Origin of the sequence: Cupriavidus sp. D39, assembly GCF_026627925.1 — a bacterium.
Classification (GTDB): domain Bacteria; phylum Pseudomonadota; class Gammaproteobacteria; order Burkholderiales; family Burkholderiaceae; genus Cupriavidus; species Cupriavidus ulmosensis.
In genome coordinates this window covers 4,768,715-4,783,109 of record NZ_JAPNLE010000009.1, presented here as the reverse complement: position 1 = coordinate 4,783,109, position 14,395 = coordinate 4,768,715, and the positions used below count along the sequence as shown (strand labels likewise).

General features: G+C 65.3%; 10 protein-coding genes, 2 tRNA genes and 3 pseudogenes. 6 read left to right on the top strand and 9 right to left on the bottom strand.

Features of this window, described 5'->3' with window-relative positions:
* Nucleotides 1–100: 100 nt before the first annotated feature.
* The 5 genes from OMK73_RS34365 to OMK73_RS34345 form a co-directional block, all read right to left on the bottom strand.
* Nucleotides 101–176 (bottom strand) — tRNA-Met (locus OMK73_RS34365).
* A gap of 319 nt (nt 177–495) precedes the next feature.
* Nucleotides 496–777, bottom strand: a complete 282-nt coding sequence (locus OMK73_RS34360; RefSeq protein WP_267605926.1) for a hypothetical protein — start codon at nt 775–777, stop codon at nt 496–498.
* A 115-nt stretch (nt 778–892) separates the two neighbouring features.
* A complete protein-coding gene (locus tag OMK73_RS34355; protein ID WP_267605925.1) occupies nt 893–1,657 on the bottom strand; it encodes a DUF1266 domain-containing protein in 765 nt (254 codons plus the stop codon).
* Nucleotides 1,658–2,078: 421 nt separating this feature from the next.
* Complete coding sequence (ltrA, locus tag OMK73_RS34350; protein WP_267600714.1) at nt 2,079–3,449, bottom strand: group II intron reverse transcriptase/maturase; 1,371 nt, start codon at nt 3,447–3,449, stop codon at nt 2,079–2,081.
* 444 nt (nt 3,450–3,893) lie between these two features.
* A tRNA-Arg gene (locus tag OMK73_RS34345) sits at nt 3,894–3,970 on the bottom strand.
* Nucleotides 3,971–4,093: 123 nt separating this feature from the next.
* Between OMK73_RS34345 and greB the strand changes: the two are divergent.
* Nucleotides 4,094–4,650, top strand: a pseudogene (greB, locus tag OMK73_RS34340) (transcription elongation factor GreB); the annotation flags it as partial.
* A gap of 79 nt (nt 4,651–4,729) precedes the next feature.
* On the opposite strand, the pseudogene OMK73_RS34335 reads toward greB, so the two are convergent.
* The 4 genes and pseudogenes from OMK73_RS34335 to OMK73_RS34320 form a co-directional block, all read right to left on the bottom strand.
* Nucleotides 4,730–7,134 (bottom strand): annotated as a pseudogene (locus OMK73_RS34335) (RelA/SpoT family protein).
* A gap of 257 nt (nt 7,135–7,391) precedes the next feature.
* Entirely contained in the window at nt 7,392–7,595 is a 204-nt protein-coding gene (rpoZ, locus tag OMK73_RS34330; protein ID WP_006162413.1) for a DNA-directed RNA polymerase subunit omega, read from the bottom strand.
* An 84-nt stretch (nt 7,596–7,679) separates the two neighbouring features.
* The gene (gene gmk / locus OMK73_RS34325) at nt 7,680–8,333 is read right to left on the bottom strand and encodes a guanylate kinase (protein WP_267605924.1); all 654 of its coding nucleotides are present in this window, start codon (nt 8,331–8,333) and stop codon (nt 7,680–7,682) included.
* 5 nt (nt 8,334–8,338) lie between these two features.
* Nucleotides 8,339–9,280 carry a YicC/YloC family endoribonuclease gene (locus tag OMK73_RS34320; protein ID WP_267605923.1) on the bottom strand — a complete coding sequence of 314 codons (942 nt, stop codon included), beginning with the start codon at nt 9,278–9,280 and terminating at the stop codon, nt 8,339–8,341.
* 178 nt (nt 9,281–9,458) lie between these two features.
* Here OMK73_RS34320 and OMK73_RS34315 point away from each other — a divergent pair.
* The 5 genes and pseudogenes from OMK73_RS34315 (at nt 9,459) to hemW (ending at nt 14,375) form a co-directional block, all read left to right on the top strand.
* Nucleotides 9,459–10,510 (top strand): annotated as a pseudogene (locus OMK73_RS34315) (serine/threonine protein kinase).
* A 171-nt stretch (nt 10,511–10,681) separates the two neighbouring features.
* Nucleotides 10,682–11,596: a PP2C family protein-serine/threonine phosphatase gene (locus OMK73_RS34310; protein WP_267605921.1), complete on the top strand. Its 915-nt coding sequence runs from the start codon at nt 10,682–10,684 to the stop codon at nt 11,594–11,596.
* 181 nt (nt 11,597–11,777) lie between these two features.
* Complete coding sequence (gene rph, locus OMK73_RS34305) at nt 11,778–12,497, top strand: ribonuclease PH (RefSeq protein ID WP_267605920.1); 720 nt, start codon at nt 11,778–11,780, stop codon at nt 12,495–12,497.
* Nucleotides 12,498–12,510: 13 nt separating this feature from the next.
* On the top strand, nt 12,511–13,128 hold the full coding sequence (gene rdgB, locus OMK73_RS34300; RefSeq protein ID WP_267605919.1) for an RdgB/HAM1 family non-canonical purine NTP pyrophosphatase: 618 nt from the start codon (nt 12,511–12,513) through the stop codon (nt 13,126–13,128).
* Nucleotides 13,125–14,375 carry a radical SAM family heme chaperone HemW gene (hemW, locus tag OMK73_RS34295; RefSeq protein ID WP_267605918.1) on the top strand — a complete coding sequence of 417 codons (1,251 nt, stop codon included), beginning with the start codon at nt 13,125–13,127 and terminating at the stop codon, nt 14,373–14,375. Before rdgB ends, hemW begins: the two co-directional genes overlap by 4 nt.
* The last annotated feature ends 20 nt before the right edge of the window (nt 14,376–14,395 follow it).

Below are 14,395 nucleotides of genomic sequence, written 5' to 3'. Positions count from 1 at the left end.
ACTTGTCCCGGGCAATGCACGGGTTTCGAATCTTTGGAAATTTGCAGAACTTGGCCAGGACGGCCCGGAGACTAGGTCTCGGAAGACCGGAAAGGGTCTTTGGTTGCGGGGGCAGGACTTGAACCTGCGACCTTCGGGTTATGAGCCCGACGAGCTGCCAACTGCTCCACCCCGCGTCCGAGAGGCCGGATTATGGTGGATCCCGCCGCGCATTGCAATCGCTTTGTGACGCCATCGTGAAATGAGCCGCCACAGGACCCTGCGTTGAGCCCTGTTTTGAGCCCTGTTTCGGCCCGCTGTCAAGCGCACCGGCCTGCGCGCGCCTCACCGTCTTCCGGCTCCCGCATGTCTTTCAGGTAACGGTTCACCTGATCCAGCGCTTCGAGCTTGGTCTCGAAGGACGCAATAACCCGCGAAGCGGCGCCTTCGCCGGCACGCGGCGGCACGCACTACGGCGCACTTCCGCCTTTCCCGCAAGCAAAGGCGACACGCCCACTAGTCCGTCACCGGCCCCACGAGCTTGTCCACAAGCTGATAGGCAGCAGCAAATGCCGCGACTTCGGCAGCGTGCCGGGTAGCAAACCGCGCGCCGTCGCCTGACAAGCTCTCGATGTCGCCGGCATCGGACGGATCCGCGCCCTCCTGGCAAACGCGCACCTCGTACCCCCACTGGGCAACCTTGCCCAACGCCGGGATGCCGTTGCCTCCCGGCTTCGATACAAGCACGTAGACGTCCATGCCCCGATACGCCTCCACCCGCCAGTCCGCATTGCTCATTGGATCCTCCCTGGTTCTTGCCGCAAGCATGAAGCATAGCGCCTGGCGCCCTGCGCCCTGCGCCCTCCTGAACCAGCCTAGGCCGCCGGCCTCAGCCCGGCAAGACGGCACGCGCCTACATACCATGGCGTGCAGCGCGATAGCGCACGTCGCGCAAGGGGCCATCCGAATCCTCGAGGCAATGCCGGACAAACGTTAGCTGCCGCTGCAGCCCGGCGCCAGGCCCGGCCCACATCGCGCGGCCCAGCAGGTAGCTCACCGCAACCTCCTGCCAGGACGCCATCTGCGCGAAGACCTGCGACGCGGCCTGCTCGATCACGGCCCAGGCCTGCGCTTCGGTTTGCATGCCGCAGTCGTAGGCGGCGCGCGCGACATGAATCGCCCGGCTCATGTCCCAGGCCAGCACGCCGCGCGCCAGGTCGACCCGCGAGCCAAGCAGGCGGCTCGCGCGTAGGTCCGGCATGGCGCGCTCGAGATTGTCGATGCAGCGGGCCAGCGACACCGGATCGAAGCGATCGTCGAGCAGCACGATCTCCCGCTCGCGCGCCGCGCGCGGCACCGAGAACAAGATCCGGCAAACCTGCGGATACAGCGCGCGATGCCCTTCCTCGAGCAGCCACGCCAGCGTGCCCCGCGCCTCGCCTGCCGTATGGATATGCCAGTCGGTAGCCAGCAAGCCCGCCTGCGTGCGCGAATCCACGCCGGTGGCAAGGGTGCTGACGTCAAGGGTCAACCGCGCATCGTGCAAAAGGCCCACCAGCAAACTGCGCGTGCGCTCGCCGGTGGCTGGCGCTGGCTTGCCCTCGAGCGCCTGGCTACAAGCACAGCCTTGCGAGCCAGGCCGGCGCTCCGTCGCTGACGGCAACGCGGTTCGCGGCATGCCCGGCTTGCGCCTACGGCATGCAGCACCGGCCACTACGGCGAGCACGGCGGCACAGACAAACCATGGCAATGATCGCATCGCAAGACTCCCCAGAGGAAAGCGCGATCGCTCGGCCCGGCAGATCGGGAAACAGCAGCAAGAGAGCGATCCGGTTATGAACGCGCACGGATGCGCACCGGAACAAAGATTAGCGGCAGGAAGCCCGGCGCACGATGAGACAAGTCTCAATCGCGGCCATTCCCGCATTCCCGTCGATGCGCGGCGCAACGCCGTAGAATGGTCAGACCCGGATCCGGAAAGCAGGCGGATCAGGAACCGAAAGCGGAAGCGGAAATCGGCATAGGGGCAGCCCACTGGCTGCGCCCCTGCCACACCACCCGGCATGCGGGTCCGCACCGGGCGGTTCGAGAGGTTGAGGTTAAGTGAGACGGGGCATGCCCAACTGATCGAAGTAGGCGATGGTCAGGACCCGGTTCAGCGTGTCGCCGCTGTTGCGCCACCAGCACCGGCTACTCGCCGCTGCTTGCCTGGCGGCATCCGCTGTAGCACCCAGCGCACGCAACTCTCGGTAAATGACCCGACCACGGCGCCAGTGCTTGAGCTGGATGGCCCTCAGCCGGTGGCGCATCCACTTGTCCAGCTCGCGCCAGACCTGGGGCGTTTGCGCCAGCCGGAAGTAGGCCTTCCATCCCAGAACATATGGCCTCACCCGATCCACGACTGCCTGCAGACTCCGCCCGCCTGAGCGGCGAGTCAGTTCGCGGATGCGTTGCTTGAACGTCAGCAGCGGCTTAACTGCCACTTTGCGCTTGACCACTCCCCCTGCGGCCACCCAGAAGCTGTAGCCGAGGAACTTGCGGCCAAACGCGCTCGCCACCGCGCTCTTTGCCTCGTTGACCTTCAGGCGCAGGCTGCCGTACAAGCGCCGCAATAGCGCCATCACTCGCTCGCCCGCCCGCCGACTGCGCACGTACACGTTCGCATCATCGGCATAGCGCACGAAGCAATGACCTCGACGCTCCAACGCCTTGTCCACCTCATCGAGCAGTACGTTAGCCAGCAGCGGTGACAGCGGCCCGCCTTGCGGCGTGCCCTCGTACCGCTGCAGCACTACCCCGCCATCCATCAGCCCGCTGTTCAGATACGCCCGGATCAGCCGGATGACCCCGGCGTCCCCGATGCGCTTCTGTAGACGGTCAATCAGGATGTCGTGGTTGACCCGGTCAAAGAACTTCTCCAGATCCACGTCCACCACCACTCGCCGCCCCGACTGCACGTACGACTGCGCGGCTAACACCGCATCGTGCGCACGCCGCCCAGGCCGGAAGCCGTAGCTGTGCTCGCTGAAGGTGGGGTCCAGCATCGGCTGCAGCACCTGCAACAGCGCCTGCTGGATCAGCCGGTCCGTCACCGTCGGAATACCGAGCTCGCGCTCGCCTCCTCCGTCCGGCTTCGGAATCGTTACCCGCCGTACCGGACTGGGCCGGTACGTCCCCTTGAGCAGTTGCTGGCGGATCTCCGGCCACGCCGACACCAGATAGCGGGCGGTCTGATCAATATCCAGACCATCCACGCCAGCGGCGCCTTTGTTGCGGCGGACCCGCCTGAACGCCTGCTTCAGGTTCTCTCGCGTCAGCGCCGCTGCCAGCAGCGCCGACCCCGTGTCCTCCGGTCCCCGCCGCGGACCGCCGGCTTCGTCGCAGGCGGGTTCACGGCCGGCTTCACCGCCCGCTACTCCCTCCCGCCCCGCTCGCGCGGGCTTCTGACGCAATGCCTTCGGTATCGACATGGCTTCGAACACTCCCTCTCGTTCGGTCCTTCGTCGGCGGATTCGAGCCTTGCCGGCGCTACCCCCAACTACTTCGACCTCTGCTGACTTCTCGCTCCGGCTCGACGCCGTCGCCCTTTCAGGCATGAGGCGAGATCTCCCCAGGTAAGAACGCACTCCTTCGCTGCACAACCGCCGGATTTACGCCGCCTCCCCTTGATCACGAGAACTTCGCGGTTTCATGCCCGCTCGTCCTGGTCGGCACCGCCTTCTATCCGGTTCGTGTTCCTCGGCTCGCAGCTTCGCTCCACGCTTCCTCCCCACGATCGGTCGCCCTTTCGCAGTTGCGCTTCGCTTCGATCGCTGTGATCAACTTACGGTGGGACTTGCACCCACAGGAGTGCGCCCATGCTGGGCGCACATGAAAAAAGAGCTTCCATTTCTGGAAGCTCTTTTCGCAATGAGTGGTGCGGCTGGCAGGATTCGAACCCACGACCCCTTGGTTCGTAGCCAAGTACTCTATCCAACTGAGCTACAGCCGCACTCGAGAAAGAAATTATAACGTACTTTTGAAGTTTGGGAACCCCCCTGCCCCACTTTTTTTGCTTTTCCCTTCGGCAGGCCGCCGCTTCCTATAATGACAGCCCCGTAGATGTGATCGGATCATGAACAAGGCATTTGTCAAAGAGTCACCCGGCGACGAGGACGACGACCTTCCCGAAGGCGCCGCCCCGCTGCCACCCGGCACCAAGAACTACATCTCGGCGCAAGGCTACCAGCGCCTGCGCGACGAACTGATGCACCTGATCGACGTGGCGCGCCCGGAGGTGGTCCAGATCGTTTCATGGGCCGCATCCAATGGCGACCGCTCCGAGAACGGCGACTATCACTACGGCAAGAAGCGCCTGCGCGAGATCGACCGCCGCATCCGCTTCCTGACCAAGCGCCTGGAGAAGGCCGAGGTGGTGGATCCCTCCCTGCAGGGCGACAACGACCAGATCTTTTCGGCGCCACGGTCACCTACGCCGACCAGGCGGGCGAGGAAACCACCGTGACGATCGTCGGCACGGACGAGGTCGACCTGGACAGCAACCATGTGAGCTGGATCTCGCCGATCGCGCGCGCGCTGCTCAAGGCGCGCGAAGGCGATACCGTGCCGCTGCGCACGCCGGCCGGGGTGGAGCAGATCGATATCCTGAAAGTCTGCTATCCCAGGAAGCAGGCGGAGCCGATCGCCTCGCGAGCCGAAAGCACTGAGCCCGGCTTGGCCGGGCTCAGTGCATGCGTGCGGGACGGCAGCGTCAGCCGTCGTTGCGGTCGCGGAAGATGCGGATGACGTCGGGGTTGCGCCGGAGCGCCCGCATCACGTTGGCAAGATGCAGGCGGTTCTGCACCTGGATGATGAACTGCATGTAGGTGGCTTCCTGGTGGCCGCCTTCCTGCTGCTCCATCGCCACGTGCGCCACGTTGGCGTCCGCGGAGGTCAGGTCCGCCGCCACGCGGGCGACGATGCCCTTGACGTTGCGCACCATCACCTTGATCGACACATCGAAGGAGCGCGTGGTCTTCTTCGCCCACATTACGTCGATCCAGTGTTCCGGATCCTTGCTGTGCAGGCGCTTGGCCACCTTGCAGTCCTGCACGTGGATCTGCAAGCCCTCGCCCTTGCCCAGGTAGCCGACGATGGAGTCGCCGGGAATCGGCCGGCAGCATGACGAGAAGATCATCGACATGCCCTCGTCGCCGGTGATCGGCACCGCCGGGGCTTCTTCGCCGGAGAAGGTCTGCACGGCCGCCAGCAGCGCGCTGTCGACATCGCCGGAGAGCTCCTGCAGCAGGATCTCCATGCGCTTGGCCACCACGGCCGGCACGCGCCGCCCCAGCGCCAGGTCGGCGAAAATGTCTTCCTTGTGCTTGTTGCCGGTCCACTGCACCATGCGGTCCCACACCGACTGCGGCAGCGCCCTGAGCTCGATGCCGAGCTGTCGCGCCGACTGCTCCAGCAGGCGTTCGCCAAGCTGGATGGCTTCGTCGAGCCGGGTGGTCTTGAGGTAATGGCGAATGGCTGCGCGCGCCTTGCCGGTGCGCACGAACGCCAGCCAGGCCGGATTGGGCTTGGAGTACGGAGCCGTCACCACCTCGACGATATCGCCGCTCTTGAGCTCGGTGCGCAGCGGCAGCAGCTCGTTGTTGATCTTGACCGCCACGCATTGGTTGCCGAGGTCGCTGTGCACGGCATAGGCGAAATCGAGCGCGGTGGCGCCGCGCGGCAGCGCGCGGATATGCCCCTTGGGCGTGAACACATAGACCGCATCCGGGAACAGGTCGATCTTGACGTGCTCGAGGAATTCCTGCGAATCGCCGGTCTGGCTCTGGATATCGAGCAGCGACTGCAGCCACTGGTGCGCCTGCTGCTGGATATCGTTGGCCTGGTCGGCCTGGTGCTTGTACATCCAGTGCGCGGCCACGCCGGCTTCCGCGATCTGGTGCATGTCGCGGGTGCGGATCTGGAACTCCACCGGCGTGCCGAACGGGCCCACCAGCGTGGTGTGCAACGACTGGTAGCCGTTGATCTTGGGAATGGCGATGTAGTCCTTGAACTTGCCCGGCATGGGCTTGTACAGCCCGTGCAGCGCGCCCATCGCCATATAGGTGTGCATCTGGGTTTCCACCACCACGCGGAAACCATACACGTCGAGCACCTGAGAGAACGACAGCTGCTTGTCGTGCATCTTGCGGTAGATGCTATAGAGCGTCTTTTCACGCCCCGACAGCTCCGCCACGATGCCGGCATCGCCCAGCGCCTTCTGCGCGGTTTCGAGAATGCGCTTGACCACTTCGCGCCGGTTGCCACGCGCGGCCTTGACCGCTTTTTCCAGCGTGGCATAGCGGAACGGCGAACCGACCTTGAAGGACAGTTCCTGCAGTTCGCGGTACGTGGTGTTGAGACCGAGCCGATGCGCGATCGGCGCGTAGATCTCCATGGTTTCGAGCGCGATCCGCCTGCGCTTTTCCGGCGGCACGAAATCGAGCGTGCGCATGTTGTGGGTGCGGTCGGCCAGCTTGACCAGGATCACCCGCACATCGCGCGCCATCGCCAGCAGCATCTTGCGGAAGCTCTCCGCCTGCGCCTGCTCGCGGCTCTGGAATTCGAGCTTGTCCAGCTTGGTCAGGCCATCGACCAGTTCCGACACCTTGGGGCCGAATTTTTCCGCCAGCTCACTCTTGGTGATGCCCTGGTCTTCCATCACGTCGTGCAGCAACGCCGCCATGATGGACTGGACATCGAGCTTCCAGTCGGCGCACAGCTCCGCCACCGCGACCGGATGCGTGATGTAGGGCTCGCCGCTCTGGCGATACTGGCCAAGGTGAGCCTCGTCCGAAAACTGGAAGGCTTCGCGCACGTGCGCCTGGTCCGCCGGCTTGAGGTAAGCGAGCTTTTCCATCAGCCGGGTGATCGAGATCACCTGCTGGCGCGGGGCACCGCCGGTTGCGAGGTCGGGCCGAAGAAGTGACGGTAGGACTGCGCCAGCACTGCGTCGATGAAGAGCGCGTCGCCCGGCGACGCCTCGCTCAGCTCACTTTCGGCGGCTGCCTGGGCGGCTCTTGCCTTGCCTGCGCCCATCGCGGGCGCAACGGCCCGCTCGCCAACCACATCGTTGCCAAGCGGATCGGGAAGATTGGGAGCGCCGGTACGCGCGGTCACGCTCGACTGACCGGGCGCGGCGCGTTTGCGCTGAACGGGTGGCACTGCATCGCCACTCGCCTCACCAGGGGCTTCTCCGCGCGATCGCGCCGGCGTGGCCGTGGGGCTTGCCGTCGCGACAGGGGAGGAAGGCTGGGAGGAAGACATGTGGGCGGCTTCTGTAATCTGGCTGGTTAAGCGAGTAAGCGAACAGGTACGTTAGCAGAGTCTCAATGCAAAGGTACGCGTTGCTAGGACTGGCCACCGCCGCCCGTAAATCAGGTCGGTACCTTCTTGAGCATCTCGATGCCGATCTGGCCCGAGGCGATTTCACGCAGCGCCACAACCGTGGGCTTGTCCTTGGCCTCGACCTTGGGAGTGTGACCCTGCACCAACTGACGGGCCCGGTAGGTCGCCGCGAGCGCGAGCTCGAAACGATTCGGGATGTGTTTCAGACAATCTTCGACGGTAATACGCGCCATATCAAATCCACCTCGGGACAAAACCTTATGCGATGCCGGCTATTTTACAGCACGCGGCAAGAAACGTTCCCGCCGCGCTCCGACTCAATGAATACCGAGCTCGATGAAGAGGTCGGCGTGACGCGCTTTTTGCGACGAAAACCGCAGACGGGTAGCACGTATGACGCTGCGCAGCTGTTCGAGCGCCTGCTCGAAAACCTCGTTGATGATGACATAGTCCGACTCGGACGCGTGCGCCATCTCGCTGCCGGCTGCCAGCAGGCGGCGCACGATCACGTTGGGCTCGTCCTGGCCGCGCTTTTTCAGGCGCTCTTCGAGCGCTTGCAGCGACGGCGGCAGGATGAAGATCTCCATGGCGTTGGAAAAGCGCTGGTGCACCTGCTGCGCGCCCTGCCAGTCGATTTCCAGCAGCACATCGTTGCCCTGGGCCATCTGTTGCTCGATCCACACCCGCGAGGTGGCGTAGTAGTTGCCATGTACTTCCGCCCACTCGAGGAATTCGCCGCGATCGCGCGCCGCGCGAAAGGCGTCCACGGTGGTGAAGTGGTATTCGCGGCCATCCTGCTCGCCGGGACGCGGCGCGCGGGTGGTATGCGAGATGGACAGGCGAATGGCCTGGTCCTGCGCCAGCAGCGCGTTGACCAGGGTGGACTTGCCGGCGCCGGAAGGCGCCACCACCATGAACAGGTTGCCGGGGTAGGCGGTGTCGATGGCGACGTGGGACGACGTTTCACTCATGATGATTATTCTAGGTTCTGAATCTGTTCTCGCATCTGCTCGATCAGCAGTTTGAGTTCCATGGCGGCATCGGCCAGTTCTTTGGCCGCTGATTTGGAGCCCAGCGTGTTCGCTTCGCGGTTGAGCTCCTGCATCATGAAATCGAGCCGCTTGCCAACCTGCCCGCCCTTCTTGAGGATATGGCTGGTTTCGTTCAGGTGGGCCTGCAGGCGCGACAACTCTTCGGCGATATCGATGCGGATGCCATAGACCGTGGCTTCCTGGCGGATGCGCTCGCCGATTTCATCGCGGCTCATCGAGGGCATGCCACCGGGCGCGACCAGGTTGAAGGCCTCCTGCAGGCGCTCGGTGAGCTTGTCCTGGTGGTGGGCGATCAGTTGCGGGATGGTCGGCGTGAGGCGCTCGACGATGGCCAGCATGGATTCGATGCGCTCGTCCAAGGTGGCCTTGAGCGCGTCACCCTCGCGGCGGCGCGCTTCCAGCAACTGGCCCAGCGCTTCCTTGGCCGCGCCCGTCACGGCCTCGCGCAGGGCGTCCTGCGACAATTCGGGTTCCACCAGCACGCCGGGCCAGCGCAGGATCTCGCCCATGCGCAGCGAGCCCGCCTCGGTGAAGGTGCCCGCTACCGTGGCCTCGATCGAGCGGATCTGCGCCAGCAAGGCATCGTTGAGCGCCAGCGTGGTGCCGCCGGCGCCGGCATCGGCGCGCTGCAGGTTGATGCGGCATTCCAGCTTGCCGCGCGACAGCTTCGCCATGAGCATTTCCCGCAGCGCCGGCTCGAAGGCTCGGCATTCTTCGGGAGCCCGGAAAAACAGGTCGAGGAATCGCGAATTGACCGTGCGGAACTCCACCGAAACGGATGCGGTCCTGCCGGTGGGCGCGCCTTGCGCGTCCGTCAGCGGCGCCTGGCGCGTCGCCAGGCCGTAGCCTGTCATGCTGTGGATCATTGAGTAGTCTCGTGAAATGGCCATCTGGCCGCTTGGCTTCAAACAGCCTGGGGAGCCGGCAGCCCCGCAACCACGCTGGTTGAACGCCGAAAAGAGAGGCCAAAATGGCCGCTATAGTGTTCTTTACAAGTCATCGATTAGTCAGGACAATCCGGAGGCAATCAAGGTCCCGAATCCTATGACAGAGCCAAAGGGCGCATCACCTCCAAAGAGCGCACCGCTGCCCATCGGCACGCTGCTGTCCAACTATCGTATTGTAAAGAAGTTGGCCAGCGGGGGGTTCAGTTTCGTCTACCTAGCTACCGACGAGACCGGCTCCCCTGTCGCGATCAAGGAGTACCTGCCGTCGTCGCTGGCACGCCGCAAGCCTGGCGAACTGATCCCCGTGGTGCCCGAGGAAAGCGCGGCGTCGTTCCGGCTGGGGCTCAAGTATTTCTTTGAGGAAGGCCGCTCGCTGGCGAAGATTTCGCATCCCAGCGTGGTGCGCGTGGTGAATTTCTTCCGTGAGAATTCCACCGTCTACATGGTGATGAACTACGAGCTGGGCAAGACGCTGCAGGAACACATCCTGCACGCGCGCCAGCAAGGCCGCGCCAAGGTGCTGCGCGAACACTTCATCCGCAAGGTCTTCCACGACCTGATGAGCGGCCTGCGCGAGGTGCATATCCACAAGCTGCTGCACCTGGATATCAAGCCCGGCAACATCTACCTGCGCGAAGACGAATCGCCCATCCTGCTGGATTTTGGCGCCGCCCGCCAGATCCTGACCATGGAAGCGGCGCGCTTCCAGCCCATGTACACGCCGGGCTTTGCCGCGCCGGAACTGTACGGCAAGCATTCCGAACTGGGGCCGTGGACCGACATCTACAGCCTCGGCGCCACGCTCTATGCCTGCATGGCCGGCATGCCGCCCCAGGAGGCCAACCAGCGCGAGAAGGACGACCGCATGGCGGACTCCATCACGCGGCTGCGCGCCAGCTATACCAACGGCCTGGTTGACCTGGTCGAATGGTGCCTGCGCCTGACCCCGTCCGAGCGGCCGCAGAGCGTGTTCCGGCTGCAAAAGGAGTTGCGCGAACAGACCAATGCACTGGGCGAGCAGGCGGCCGCGCCCGCCGCGGCCGCCGCCGCCGAGCGCCCCTCGCAAGCCGGTTCCTGACGCTGCTGCGCAAGCGCGAGGAACCTGCCGCCGCCATCCAGGCCAAGGAGGCCGGCTCGAGCGGCGAATAAAGCACAGAAGCGCCCTCCATGCGCCGTGTGCAGACCTCCTCCCTGCGCCACCCTCTGCCACCATTAACAACTATGATGAGAACCGTCGCCTCGCGGCCCGCCCGCACGCTGTGCCGGTGGGGCGCGCAGATGGCGCCGCCGTCTCTCAAGAACTGACCCCCTACAGCCACCATGCGATTCTCCGTCTACCAGGAAAGCAGAAAAGGCGGCCGCCGCATCAACCAGGACCGCATGGGCTATTGCTTCACGCGGGATGCCCTGTTGATGGTGCTGGCCGATGGCCTGGGCGGCCACGCGCTAGGCGAAGTCGCCGCGCAACAAGCCTTGCAGACCCTGGCACGCCAGTTCCAGGCCCAGGCCCGGCCCTCGATCCGCAATCCTGCCGATTTCCTGCAGGACACCATCATGCTGGCCCACCGGGAAATCCATCGCTATGCCGAAGCCAACCAGCTGGCCGACGTCCCGCGTACCACCGTGGTCTGCTGCCTGGTCCAGAACGGCCAGATCCACTGGGCCCACGCCGGCGATTCGCGGCTCTACCTGGTGCGCAAAGGCAATCTGCTGACCCGCACGCGCGACCACTCCAAGATCGAGAACCTGCTGCAGCAGGAGCGCGTGCTGCCGATGGAGGTGGCCAACCACCCCGAGCGCAACAAGCTCTACAACTGCCTCGGCTCGCCCAACCTGCCGCTGATCGATATCGGCGGCCCGCTGCGGCTGGAGCCGGGCGACGTGGCCCTGCTGTGCTCCGACGGGCTGTGGGGCAGCATCGAAGAGCAACTGCTGGTGGAGAAGGTCACCAACCTGTCCGTGGTGCATGCGATTCCGGACCTGATCGAGCAGGCACTGCACAATGCCGGCGACGGCGCCGACAACACGACCGCCATCGCCATGATGTGGGAGCTCGACGCCCAACTGTCCAATGAGGACTCGGTCGCCACCGAGACCCTGCCGCTCAATACGTTCACCACCTCGATCCTGGAGAACAATGGCGGCGATACCGACCTGCTCTCCGAGGAGGAGATCGAGCGCTCCATCGCCGAGATCCGCGCAGCGATCGACAAGACCAGCAATTTCATGCGCTGAGGCTGAGCTAGCGCGGCGGCGCCCGCCCCTGAAACCGGCGTGATTCCGGGCTAAAGTACCGCCCGCGCCGCAATGACGCGGGAATTCGCGGTTCCCTGTGGGGGAATTGATGCCGGACGCGCACGCGGCGCCCTGCGGCGTTAAAATCCGGTCCTGAACCGATTCCCGAGAAAACCCCCACATGCGATCCAGCGGACGCGCAGCCGATGCGCTGCGCCCTATTACCCTGACCCGCCACTACACCCGTCACGCCGAAGGTGCTGTCCTGAGTGCCTTTGGCGATACCAAGGTGCTGTGCACCGCCAGCGTGCTGGCCAAGGTGCCTCCCCACAAGAAGGGCAGCGGCGAAGGCTGGGTCACCGCCGAGTACGGCATGCTGCCGCGCGCCACCCACACGCGCTCGGACCGTGAGGCCGCCCGCGGCAAGCAGACCGGGCGCACGCAGGAAATCCAGCGCCTGATCGGCCGCGCCATGCGCTCGGTGTTCGATCTGTCCGCGCTGGGCGAATTCACCATCCACCTGGACTGCGATGTGCTGCAGGCCGATGGCGGCACCCGCACCGCGGCCATCACCGGTGCCTTCGTGGCCGCCCATGACGCCGTCTCCGCCATGCTGCGCGAAGGCCAGATCAAAGCCAGCCCAATCCGCGACTTCGTTGCCGCCGTGTCGGTCGGCATGGTGGATGGCGTGGCCGTGCTCGACCTGGACTATGCCGAAGACAGCAACTGTGACACCGACATGAACGTGGTGATGACCGGCAGCGGCGGCTTTGTCGAAGTGCAAGGCACCGCCGAAGGCGTGCCGTTCAGCCGTCCCGATCTCGATGCCATGACGCGCATCGCGGAGCAAGGCATCGCCGAACTGGTGGCGCACCAGCGCCGCGCGCTGGGCCTGGCCTGATACGGTGAACGCGATGCAACGCCTGGTCCTCGCCTCCAACAACCCCGGCAAGCTCGGCGAGTTTGGCGCGCTGCTGGCGCCGCTCGGCTTCGAGGTGATCCCGCAGGGGCAGCTCGGCATTGACGAGGCCGAGGAGCCCTTCGCCACCTTCGTCGAGAACGCCCTCACCAAGGCGCGCCACGCCAGCCGCCTGTCCGGCCTGCCCGCGCTGGCGGATGACTCCGGCATCTGCGTCGACGCGCTGGATGGCGCGCCGGGCGTCTACTCGGCGCGCTACGCGCAACTGGTGGGCAAGCCGAAGTCCGATACCGCCAACAACGCGCACCTCATCTCGCAGCTAGCCGGCAAGCTCAATCGCCGCGCCTACTACTACTGCGTGCTGGTACTGGTGCGCCATGCCGAGGATCCGCGGCCGGTGATCGCCGAAGGCGTGTGGGCTGGCGAGGTGGTCGACGCGCCGCGCGGCAATGCCGGCTTTGGCTACGACCCGCACTTCCTGCTGCCGCACCTGGGCAAGACCGCGGCCGAGCTGAGCGCCGAGGAAAAGAACGCCGTCAGCCATCGCGCGCTCGCGCTCAAGGCGCTGACCGAGCGCCTGCAGGCCAGCGACCCCAAGATTGGCTGCCCATGATCCCGATCGTTCCCCTGGCGTCCACGGGCGCCAGCGTTGGCGCCCCCGCCGACACCAAGTCATTGTGGCTGCAGCCGGGCCAGCTCGCGCTGCCCGCCTCGCCCCCGCTGTCGCTTTACGTGCATATCCCGTGGTGCGTGCGCAAGTGCCCGTACTGCGATTTCAACTCGCATGCCGTACCCGGTGCGGCAGACAGCCACGACATCCCGGAAGACGCCTACCTGGACGCGCTGCGCGCCGACCTGGAGCAATCGCTGCCGCTGGTATGGGGCCGCCAGGTGCACACGGTCTTCATCGGCGGCGGCACGCCCAGCCTGTTGTCGGCCGCGGGCATGGACCGGCTGCTGTCGGATATCCGCGCGCTGTTGCCGCTGGACGCCGACGCCGAGATCACGATGGAGGCCAACCCCGGCACCTTCGAGGCAGAGCGCTTCGCCAGCTATCGCGCCAGCGGCATCAACCGCTTGTCGATCGGCATCCAGAGTTTCAACGACCGCCATCTTGCCGCGCTTGGCCGCATCCACGGCGGCGCCGAAGCCCGCGCCGCGATCGGCATCGCGCTGGACAACTTCGACAACGTCAACCTCGACCTGATGTACGCGCTGCCTGGCCAGACGCTGGCGGAATGCGCCGAGGACCTGGAAACCGCGCTGTCGTTCAACACCACGCACCTGTCGCTCTACCACCTGACGCTGGAGCCGAATACGCTGTTCGCCAAGTTCCCGCCGGCGCTGCCGGATGACGACAGCGCGTATGAAATGCAGGACCTGATCGAAGCGCGCACCGCGCAGGCGGGCTATGTCCACTACGAAACCTCCGCCTACGCCCGACCGCATCGGCAAGCGCGCCACAACCTGAACTACTGGCGCTTCGGCGACTACCTGGGCATCGGGGCCGGCGCGCACGGCAAGCTGTCGTTCCCGCACCGGGTGCTGCGCCAGGTGCGCCACAAGCATCCCGCCACGTATATGGCGCAGGCCATGGCCGGCAACGCGGTGCAGGAGCAGCACGATGTCGGCGCCGCCGACCTGCCCTTCGAGTTCATGCTCAACGCGCTGCGCCTCACCGACGGCGTGCCGGCCAGCACTTTCTTCGACCACACCGGCCTGCCACTGCACACCATCAGCCGCGACCTGGCTGCCGCCGAAAAGAAGGGCCTGCTGGAGGCCGATCTCGCCACCATCAAGCCCACCGAGCTAGGCCGGCGCTTCCTGAACGACCTGCAGGAGATGTTCCTGAAAGGTTGATCTCGACGTCACGCCGCGGC

What these genes read in the sequence shown, in the direction of transcription:
- OMK73_RS34310 (WP_267605921.1), top strand. Translation starts at nt 10,682, where the DNA reads ATGCGATTCTCCGTCTACCAGGAAAGCAGAAAAGGCGGCCGCCGCATC.
- OMK73_RS34360 (WP_267605926.1), bottom strand. Translation starts at nt 777, where the DNA reads ATGAGCAATGCGGACTGGCGGGTGGAGGCGTATCGGGGCATGGACGTC.
- hemW (WP_267605918.1), top strand. Translation starts at nt 13,125, where the DNA reads ATGATCCCGATCGTTCCCCTGGCGTCCACGGGCGCCAGCGTTGGCGCC.
- rdgB (WP_267605919.1), top strand. Translation starts at nt 12,511, where the DNA reads ATGCAACGCCTGGTCCTCGCCTCCAACAACCCCGGCAAGCTCGGCGAG.
- OMK73_RS34320 (WP_267605923.1), bottom strand. Translation starts at nt 9,280, where the DNA reads ATGATCCACAGCATGACAGGCTACGGCCTGGCGACGCGCCAGGCGCCG.
- OMK73_RS34355 (WP_267605925.1), bottom strand. Translation starts at nt 1,657, where the DNA reads ATGCCGCGAACCGCGTTGCCGTCAGCGACGGAGCGCCGGCCTGGCTCG.
- rpoZ (WP_006162413.1), bottom strand. Translation starts at nt 7,595, where the DNA reads ATGGCGCGTATTACCGTCGAAGATTGTCTGAAACACATCCCGAATCGT.
- gmk (WP_267605924.1), bottom strand. Translation starts at nt 8,333, where the DNA reads ATGAGTGAAACGTCGTCCCACGTCGCCATCGACACCGCCTACCCCGGC.
- ltrA (WP_267600714.1), bottom strand. Translation starts at nt 3,449, where the DNA reads ATGTCGATACCGAAGGCATTGCGTCAGAAGCCCGCGCGAGCGGGGCGG.
- rph (WP_267605920.1), top strand. Translation starts at nt 11,778, where the DNA reads ATGCGATCCAGCGGACGCGCAGCCGATGCGCTGCGCCCTATTACCCTG.